Genomic DNA, 8,787 nt, shown 5'->3' on the forward strand with positions numbered 1-8,787 from the left:
GAAGGAACCGGCCGGTCCAGCCGGCCGCTGTCGTGCCCGGTTCGGGGCCTTGTCCTGCCCGGTGTCGCCGGGGATCATCGCCGGGTGCGGAACCAAGAGGAACTCCATGAACTGCTCGGACGCGCCGGACTCACGGTCGTCGAGGACGTGCGTCCGGGCAGGCTGTTTCCGCCGGAGGCCGCCTGGCGTATCGCGCGGGGGATCGCGGCACCGGACGGTGCGGCCGCTGAGGCGCTCGACCTCGCGTGGTGGCGCCGACTTGCCGACGGCGAGTTCCTGATCGCTGTTCTCGGACATCGGATCGGCGGCAACGATGCCTGGTGGACGCGGGTCCGGTATGCCGGCGAAGAGGTGCCGGAGCTTGACGGGGCACGGGGGTTTGTGGCGCTTTCGCTCGACGGTCAGGTGCTGCTGGCGAGGGTTCCCTGCGCGGACGGGCTGCGGGTGACGGCCCTCGATCGGCTGCCGGAGCGCCTCGAGGAGAGCGCCGAGGCAGCCGGACGTGAGATGGAGGCCGAGCGCGCCGAGGTGTGGGCGGCGGTGCCCGGGCGGCCGGCGTGGCCTCTGCACTGGGTGGAATGGCTCGGGTCCAATCCGTCCGCGCCGGACGAGCTGTTGATCCAGATGCTGGGCGTGGAGGGTCTGTTCTTCACCGGCGACCGGCCCGCTGTCATCGAGGCCACCCTGGCGCACCCCGATCCGGAAGTCCGCTCGAGGGCCGCCGAGCCCTTTGGCCCCCAGCTCACGGCCGGCCAATGGGGCCGTTTGATCCGCGCCGAACCCTCTCCGAGGCGTCGCGCGCACTGGGCGCGGCATGCCTGTGCCCGGGGCGTCGAACTCCCGGAAGACCTGTACGACGACCTCCTCGCCGGCCCGTCACGCCCGTACGCGGCCGAACTCCCCGAGCTCGCCGCACACCACATCCCCGGTCTGGCGGCCGACCCCGATCCCCGCGTGCGGGCCGCGGTCTGCGCCCGCTGGGAGGACCTTGCCGGGCCCCTTCGGGAGCGGCTGCTGGCCGACACCGACGACGCGGTACGACGGGCGGCGCTCCTCGCCCATCACGGGGGCGTTCCCATGCCCCGCGACGTCTTCACTGCCCTGCCCGACCAGCGGCAAGCACTCGAACACTGCCGCCTCGCCCCCGAGTTGGAGGCCGCGCTCGTACGGAACGACGACGCGGAGATACGCAGGGCACTGGCCGGCAATCCGGGCCTCAGCGCGCACGGCGTCGCCGCCCTGGCCGAGGACCCGGATGGCGCCGTCCGCTCCGCCGTGGCCCTGCGCCCGGATCTCACCGAGGAGCAACGTGCCGCGGTGCGGCACGAGTTCGATCCCACGCTGATGTCGCACACCCTGCCCTGGGTCAAGGACCTGCACGGCGACGACGGGGCGATGCGCCGCCTGGCCGCGTCGTCCCATCCGCTCATCCGCCGCAGCGTGGCCCGCGCCCGGCGTCTCCCGCCGGATGTCGTGGAGCGGCTGGCGCGGGACGAGGACCGGGCGGTCCGCCTATTCCTCGCCGAATCCTGCGACGACGCCCCTGCCGAACTGCTGCTCGAGGTCTGGAGCTGGTGGGACGGGAGCTTCAGCCACCCCGGCCGCCCCCGCAGCCACCCCAACTTCCCCCGCACGGGCCTGCTGCGTTACGCCGACGACCCCGGCGGGCGCATGCGGCGCCTGGCCCTGGACGATCCGCAGTCCACGCCCGCCGACGTCGCGCGCTGCGCCCGGGACCCCGAAGCCGAGGTGCGCCGGCGAGCGGCCGAGGACGCTCGGCTGTCGCCCGCCGACGCGGTGCGGCTCCTGAACGATCCGGCGGCCGTGGTTCGCGGGGAAGCGATACGTAATCCGCGGCTGCCGGCCCGCGTTCTGGCCGGGCTGCTGCACGACCGCGACACGGCGCAAGCGGCGGTCACCAACCCGCTGATCCCGGTCCCCGTGCTGTACCGGATCCTGGCCGAGGGCACCGCTGCCGTGGCGGCAGCGGTGGCCGCCCGGCGGTGAACCAGGGCGCACCACCAACTCCCGCCGCACCCCTCGTACTTCAGGCGCTCAGGGCCACCGCGGTATCGGCCCGCCACATCGTGCTCCGCAGATCCGACCCCCGTACGAGCTGGATCCGCCAGGGGTCGATGCGGATCACGTGGTACTCGGGGTCGTCGGGGCCGCCCCGCCAGTAGTGCACCGGGTCGTATCCCACCCCCGGCGGGCCGCCCCTGCGGTAGAGGTCCCAGGCGTGGTGCTTGGTGGGCTCGTCGTCGGCCCAGGTGGAGAGGGCGTCGACGTGGACGGTGTTCTGGCGCGGGTTCCAGTAGGAGTACGTGGTGTGCGGGCTGTGGGCCAAGTGGGCGGTCTTCACCGGGGTCTTGTACGCCGCGAGCCAGCCGACCGGGCGGCCGTCGACGACCTCCCATACGGGGAGCAGCACCCGGGCGCGGGGGCGGTTCTCGCGGTCGACGGTGATCATCGTGGCGTACTTGATGTCGCGGATGTAGCTGAAGAACGTGTCCTGGAGGTCGCCGAAGGCGTCGACTCGGGTGGTGGGCATGGCAGTTGGTCCCTTCGGGGAAAGGTCAGCGGGCAGTGGGGAGTTCGGCCGGGGCGGCGGTGTCGACGGCCGGTCCGCCTGTGGCGGTCACCGTGCCGATGGATCGGGTCCGTACCCCGAAAGCGCTGATGAGCGCGGCGAGCAGGGCCGCGGCGAGCGGTACCCACAGAGCGGACCGGTAGCCGTCCAGGAGTGCGGACGGGGCGCTCGACGTGGTGGCCGCGACGTTCACGGCCGTGGCCGCCGAGAGACCGAGCGCCGCTCCGAACTGGAAGGAGGTGTAGAGGAGTCCGCCGGCCAGGCCCTGCTCCTCCTCCTTGACGCCCTCGGTGGCCACGATCGTCAACGGACCGTAGGCGAGGGCGAACGCGATGCCGAGCAGCAGCAGGCTGGGCAGCATCGCCGGATACGTCCAGTCGGCGCCCACCGGCAGGAACAGGGCGTACGAGAGGGAGGCGACGAGGAGGCCGCCGAGGATCAGGCGTGCGTTGCCGAAACGGGCCACGAGGCGGGGCACGAGCAGCGGCGAGAGGACCGCGTCGATGCCGATGACGATCATGGCGAAACTGGTCTCCAGGGTGGACCAGCCGCGCAGCTCCTGGAGGTAGAGGACGACCAGGAACTGGAAGCCGAAGAAGCCCGCGGCGAAGAGGAGCCCGGCGAGGTTCGCGCGGACCAGGGGGCCGCTGCGGAAGATGCCCAGACGCACCAAGGGGTTGGCCGACCGCGCTTCGATGACGACGAACGCGAGCAGGGAGGCGAGACCGGCGCCCAGGGTGAGCAGGGTCGGGACGAGTCCGGTGTGGGAGGCGCGCTCCACGCCCAGGACGATCAGCACGATCGCGGCGGTGACGGTGAGGCCGCCCGCCAAGTCGACGCTCCCTCCGGTCCGTTCGGGGCGCGGAGCCTTCGGTACGAAGGCGAGCGCGGCGAGCAGGATCAGCGCGGAGAGCACCACCGGGGCGAAGAACACCCAGCGCCAGCCGACCGAGGTCAGCAGACCGCCGACGACCAGGCCGATGGAGAAGCCGGCGGCCCCGGTGCCGGAGTAGACGAGCAGCGCCTTGTTGCGCTGCGGGCCCTCGGCGAAGCTCGTGGTGATGATGGACAGGCCCGCCGGGGTCATGAACGCCGCCGCGACTCCGGTGACGAACCGGGCCACGATCAGCGTCCAGCCCTCGGTGGCCAGTCCGCCGAGCCCCGAGAAGAGCAGGAAGACCGAGAGCCAGAACACGAACATCTGCCGGCGCCCGAACAGGTCGGCCGCGCGGCCGCCGAGCAGCATGAAACCGCCGTAGCCCAGGACGTAGGCGCTCATCACCCACTGCAGGGAACCGGTGGACAGGCCGAGGTCGGCGCGGATGGACGGCAGGGCCACATTGAGCATGGCCACATCGATGCCCTCCAGGAAGATCGCGCCGCACAGGACGAGCAGCACACCCCAGTCCCGGCCACTCAGAGCATCTGCTGATTTATGCGGATATGCATGGGGCGAACTCATGACGGTTCCTCGGTGGGAGAAGGGAGTTGGGGCCGCCGTCCGGCGACTCCGGATCCGGCTCCTTCACCTTCGGGCAGAGCCATCAGGCGGAACAACGGCGATGATCGCAACGTTCGTTCAACCAGGCTTACCGATCCGCTCGACCTGGGGGAGTGCGATGGAACGCGACGAACTGGAGTGCTTTCTCCTGCTTGCCGAGGAGCTGCACTTCGGCCGCACCGCCGACAGGCTGCGGCTCTCGCGCGCCCGCGTGAGCCAGCTGGTGCAGCGGCTCGAACGCCGGGTCGGAGCCCCGCTGTTCACCCGCACCAGCCGCCGGGTCGCCCTGACCGCACTCGGCCGTCAGCTCCGCGAGGATCTCGCACCCCTCCATCAGGGCATCGAGGACGCCCTCGCCCGGGCCGCCGCCACGGCGCGCGGGATCGACACGGTGCTGCACGTCGGCTTCGCCAACCCGCTCACCGGCGAGATCGTCCTGAAGGCCACGGAGGCGCTGCGCCTCAGCCACCCCGGGCTCGCCGTGGAGATCTGCGAGGTGCCGCTCACCGATCCGTACGGACAGCTGCGCAACGGGGACTTCGACGTCCAGCTGCAGGAACTTCCCGTACAGGAGGACGATCTCGGCGGCGGGCCCGTGCTGCTCGCCGAGGAGCGCGTCCTCGTGATCGGCACGGCCCATCCGCTGTCCGCGCGGGACTCGGTGTCCCTGGAAGACCTGGCGGAAGCGCCGCTGTTGCAGCTCGAAGGCGAATTGCCGGACTACTGGCGCGAGCACCACGTGCCCACGCGCACGCCGGCGGGTCGCGCGATCCCCCAGGGCCCCGGTGTGACCAACATGCAGGAAGCCCTGATGCTCATCGCGGGCGGCAAGGGCGCGCTGCTCGCCCCCGCGCACACGGCCACGTATTACGCGCGGCCCGGTGTCGCCTATGTCCCCTTCAGTGACGCGGAACCGGTCCACTACGGGCTGGTCTGGCGGGCCGGTCAGGCGCCCGGGCCGGTCGAGGCCTTCGTGAGGACCGCGCGCGAGGTGGCGCGAGACCTGGCGGCCGGGGATCCGCGCAGTTCGGTTCCGGGGCTCAGCTCGCCGACACGCCCGTACGCGGCCGCTCGTCCACGATCCGCTTGATCTTCCCCACCGAACGCTCCAGCGTCTCGGGATCCACGATCTCGACTCCGACCGAGACACCCACGCCGTCCTTCACCGCCCGCGCGATGATGACCGCCGCCGCTGACCGTTCCTCGGCGGTGGCATCGGCGCGTGCCTCCGCCCGTACGGTCAGGGCGTCGAGCCGGCCCTCGCGGGTGAGCCGCAGCTGGAAGTGCGGGGCGACGCCGGGCGTGCGCAGCACGATCTCCTCGATCTGGGTCGGGAAGAGATTCACTCCGCGCAGGATCACCATGTCGTCACTGCGGCCGGTGATCTTCTCCATACGGCGGAACGCGGGCCGGGCCGACCCCGGCAGCAGACGCGTCAAGTCCCTTGTCCGGTAGCGGATCACGGGCATCGCCTGCTTGGTGAGCGAGGTGAACACCAGCTCGCCCGGCTCGCCGTCCGGCAGCACCTCTCCGGTCACCGGGTCCACGACCTCCGGGTAGAAGTGGTCCTCCCAGATGTGCAGCCCGTCCTTGGTCTCCACGCACTCCTGCGCCACACCCGGGCCCATCACCTCCGAGAGCCCGTAGATGTCCACGGCGTCGATCGCGAACCGCTCCTCGATCTCCGTACGCATCTGCTCGGTCCACGGCTCGGCGCCGAAGATGCCGGTCCGCAGGGAGGTGGTGCGCGGGTCGATGCCCTGGCGCTCGAATTCGTCGAGCAGCGTCAGCATGTACGAGGGCGTCACCATGATGATCTCGGGGCGGAAGTCCTGGATCAGCTGGACCTGGCGTGCGGTCATCCCGCCCGACGCGGGCACGACCGTGCAGCCGAGCCGCTCGGCCCCGTAATGCGCGCCGAGGCCGCCCGTGAACAGGCCGTATCCGTACGCCACATGCACGATCTGTCCGGGCCGCCCGCCCGCCGCGCGGATCGACCGGGCGACCGCATCGGCCCACACGTCCAGATCGCCCTCGGTGTACCCGACCACGGTCGGCCGCCCCGTCGTCCCGCTGGACGCATGGATGCGGCGGATCTCGGAGCGCTCGACGGCGAACATCCCGAAGGGATAGTTCTCCCGCAGATCGGCCTTGGTGGTGAACGGGAAACGGGCGAGGTCCGCGAGCGTACGGCAGTCCTCGGGGTGCACCCCGGCCTTGTCGAAGCCGGCCCGGTAATGCGGCACGTTCCGGTACGCATGCTCCAACGTGTCCCGCAGCCGCGTCAGTTGGAGCAGCTGGAGCTCCTTCGCGTCGAGCCGCTCACCCGCGTCGAGCATGTCCGTCATCCGCCGTACTCCTGTCCCGTGCCGTCCACGCGCGCCCGTATCGGGCGACCGATCATTCGGTTGACCTGTCGGGATCAGTAATTCAGGGCGGGTCCGCCGGGGACAAGGGGTGTGCGGCGGGCAGTTGTGTCAGGGCGCGGTGGCTCCCCCTTCAGGAAAGGGGAGCCACCGCGTACGGGGTTTCACTGTTCGGGCGGCCCCCACTGGCGCCGCTTCGGCAGCGGATCGGCGTAACCGCCCGCCTTGCTGGTGGTGAGGCCGAGCGAGACAAGCGACTCGGCGAGTTTCACCGCGGCCGCCACGCCGTCCACGACCGGCAGTCCGAGCTTGTCGCCGACGGCCCGCTGCAGCCCGGTCATCCCGGCGCAGCCGAGCACCAGGACCTCGGCGCCCGCCTCCTTCGCGCGCTCGGCAGCTTGTACGAAGGCCTCCAACGTCCGCTCCGGATCGCCCAGTTCGAGGACGCCGAGCCCGGTGCCGATCACCGCCGCACAGTTGGCGAGGACCCCGGCCGCATGGAGGCTGTCCTCGATCTGGCCGCGGGTCCGGTCGAGGGTGGTGATCACCGCGTAGCGCCGTCCGATGAGGCAGGCCAGATGTGCGGCCGCCTCGGTGATGTCGACGACGGGTACGCCGAGCAGTTCCCGCGCGCCCTCACGGCCGTGCTCGCCGAACCCCGCCATCACGACGGCGTCGCACCCGCCCTCGTACTGCCGCAGCGTGTCGAGCACCGCGGCCGCCGACAGATAGCTGTCCAGCCACCCCTCGGCCGATTCCGGGCCCCACGCGGGCGTGAGTCCGGTGACGGTCGTCCCCGGGCCCGCGGCCGCGCGGGCGCCTGCCGCGATCTCCTCGGTCATGGCCGCGGTGGTGTTGCAGTTCGTGACGAGCAGGTGCATGCGCTCAGGCCTCCGGCTGCGCGGCCCGCTGGGCCGGGACCACCGGGTCGGCGGCGCGCTCGGTGCGGCAGATCGCCGCGTACAGGGCCGCCGAGATCGCCACACCGATGAACCAGGAGTACGGAGCCGCCGCGTCGAAGGCCGGCGCCAGGGCGAGCACCGCGGTGATCGCCGCACTCGGCACGAACGCCCACAGGGCCTTGGGGTTGACGCCCTTGCGGTAGTAATACGGCGAGTCGGGACCGGCGTTGAAGAGCTGGTCCACGTCGATCCTGCCGCGCTTGACCCAGAAGTAGTCGACCATGATCACGCCGAACAGCGGTCCGAGGAAGGCGCCGAGCCCGCCCAGGAAGTAGTTCACGACGGTCGGGTTGGAGTAGAGGTTCCACGGCGTGACGAGCAGCGCCGCGACGGTGGAGATGAAGCCGCCCACCTTGAAAGTGATCTTCTGCGGCCAGACGTTCGCCAGGTCGTACGCGGGGGATACGAAGTTGGCGACGATGTTCACGCCCATGGTGGCGATGGCGAAGGTCAGGGCGCCGAGGAAGAGCACCAGGGTGTTGTCGACCTTGGCGACGAGCAGGGCGGGGTCGGTGATGGCCTCGCCGTACACCTCCATGCTGCCGGCGGTCACGACCACCGAAAGCACCACGAACGCCGTGGAGTTGATGGGCAGGCCCCAGAAGTTGCCGCGCTTGACGGTGCGGTAGTCGGGGGCGAACCGGGAGAAGTCGCAGAAGTTGAGCATCAGCGTGCCGTAGGTGGCGAGGATCAGGCCGATCGCCCCGAACCACAGCCGGACCTGCTCGCCGGTGTCCACCGGGTGGAAGCTGTCGGTGAGGGAGATGGTCCAGTCGGCCTCGGCCAGGATCCAGACCGCGAGGGCGATCATCACGACCCAGATCGCCGGGCCGCAGAAGTCCTGGAACTTGCGGATGGACTCCATGCCCTGCGTCATGATCAGCGCCTGGAGCACCCACAGCGACAGGAACGACACCCAGCCGAGTGCGTCAAGTCCGAGGAACGAGTGCTCGGTCCAGGACTCCAGGCCCGGCCAGGCGGCGAGCAGCATCACGTTCACGGCGACCGAGGCCAGATAGGTCTGGATGCCGTACCAGGCGATGGCGATCACCGCGCGGATCAGCGCGGGGATGTTCGCACCCCAGACGCCGAAGCTGATCCGGCTGATGACGGGGAACGGGACGCCGTGCTTCTGGCCCATCTTCCCCATCGCGTTCATCCCGATGTAGATCAGGATGAAGCCGACGAGCAGGGAGGTGAAGACCTGCCAGACGCTCATGCCGATGACCAACAGGCCCGCGGCGAACGTGTAGTTGCCGAGGTTGTGCACATCGGACATCCACAGCGCGAACAGGTCGAAGACCTTCCACTTGCGCTCCTTGGCGGGCGCGAGGTCTTCGTTGGTGAGGCGGGGATCCGGGGTGGTGG

Annotated in this window: 7 protein-coding genes; 2 read left to right on the forward strand and 5 right to left on the reverse strand. The window is 70.7% G+C overall.

Annotation, left to right across the window (positions count from 1 at the left end; genetic code table 11):
• The first annotated feature begins 84 nt into the window (after positions 1 to 84).
• Positions 85 to 2,007, forward strand: coding sequence for a hypothetical protein (locus G6045_RS20555; RefSeq protein ID WP_165333490.1), 1,923 nt, complete (start codon positions 85 to 87; stop codon positions 2,005 to 2,007).
• Between the two features lie 40 nt (positions 2,008 to 2,047).
• Here G6045_RS20555 and G6045_RS20560 read toward each other — a convergent pair whose 3' ends face one another.
• Both G6045_RS20560 and G6045_RS20565 read right to left on the reverse strand, forming a co-directional pair.
• Positions 2,048 to 2,551, reverse strand: coding sequence for a pyridoxamine 5'-phosphate oxidase family protein (locus G6045_RS20560; RefSeq protein ID WP_165333491.1), 504 nt, complete (start codon positions 2,549 to 2,551; stop codon positions 2,048 to 2,050).
• Positions 2,552 to 2,576: 25 nt separating this feature from the next.
• Positions 2,577 to 4,052: an MFS transporter gene (locus G6045_RS20565; RefSeq protein WP_165333492.1), complete on the reverse strand. Its 1,476-nt coding sequence runs from the start codon at positions 4,050 to 4,052 to the stop codon at positions 2,577 to 2,579.
• Positions 4,053 to 4,209: 157 nt separating this feature from the next.
• On the opposite strand from G6045_RS20565, the gene G6045_RS20570 reads away from it, so the two are divergent.
• Positions 4,210 to 5,181 carry a LysR family transcriptional regulator gene (locus G6045_RS20570; RefSeq protein ID WP_165333493.1) on the forward strand — a complete coding sequence of 324 codons (972 nt, stop codon included), beginning with the start codon at positions 4,210 to 4,212 and terminating at the stop codon, positions 5,179 to 5,181.
• Here G6045_RS20570 and paaK read toward each other — a convergent pair.
• From paaK to G6045_RS20585, 3 genes are all read right to left on the reverse strand, one after another.
• Positions 5,132 to 6,439 carry a phenylacetate--CoA ligase PaaK gene (gene paaK / locus G6045_RS20575; RefSeq protein ID WP_165333494.1) on the reverse strand — a complete coding sequence of 436 codons (1,308 nt, stop codon included), beginning with the start codon at positions 6,437 to 6,439 and terminating at the stop codon, positions 5,132 to 5,134. The genes G6045_RS20570 and paaK overlap by 50 nt on opposite strands.
• A 182-nt stretch (positions 6,440 to 6,621) precedes the next feature.
• Positions 6,622 to 7,338, reverse strand: a complete 717-nt coding sequence (locus G6045_RS20580) for an aspartate/glutamate racemase family protein (RefSeq protein WP_165333495.1) — start codon at positions 7,336 to 7,338, stop codon at positions 6,622 to 6,624.
• A 4-nt stretch (positions 7,339 to 7,342) separates the two neighbouring features.
• A partial coding sequence (locus tag G6045_RS20585) for an NCS1 family nucleobase:cation symporter-1 (RefSeq protein WP_165333496.1) occupies positions 7,343 to 8,787 on the reverse strand: 1,445 nt, incomplete at its 5' end.

Source organism: Streptomyces mesophilus (assembly GCF_011044995.1).
GTDB classification, from domain to species: domain Bacteria; phylum Actinomycetota; class Actinomycetes; order Streptomycetales; family Streptomycetaceae; genus Streptomyces; species Streptomyces mesophilus.

What these genes read in the sequence shown, in the direction of transcription:
- G6045_RS20560 (WP_165333491.1), bottom strand. Translation starts at nt 2,551, where the DNA reads ATGCCCACCACCCGAGTCGACGCCTTCGGCGACCTCCAGGACACGTTC.
- G6045_RS20565 (WP_165333492.1), bottom strand. Translation starts at nt 4,052, where the DNA reads ATGAGTTCGCCCCATGCATATCCGCATAAATCAGCAGATGCTCTGAGT.
- G6045_RS20570 (WP_165333493.1), top strand. Translation starts at nt 4,210, where the DNA reads ATGGAACGCGACGAACTGGAGTGCTTTCTCCTGCTTGCCGAGGAGCTG.
- paaK (WP_165333494.1), bottom strand. Translation starts at nt 6,439, where the DNA reads ATGACGGACATGCTCGACGCGGGTGAGCGGCTCGACGCGAAGGAGCTC.
- G6045_RS20580 (WP_165333495.1), bottom strand. Translation starts at nt 7,338, where the DNA reads ATGCACCTGCTCGTCACGAACTGCAACACCACCGCGGCCATGACCGAG.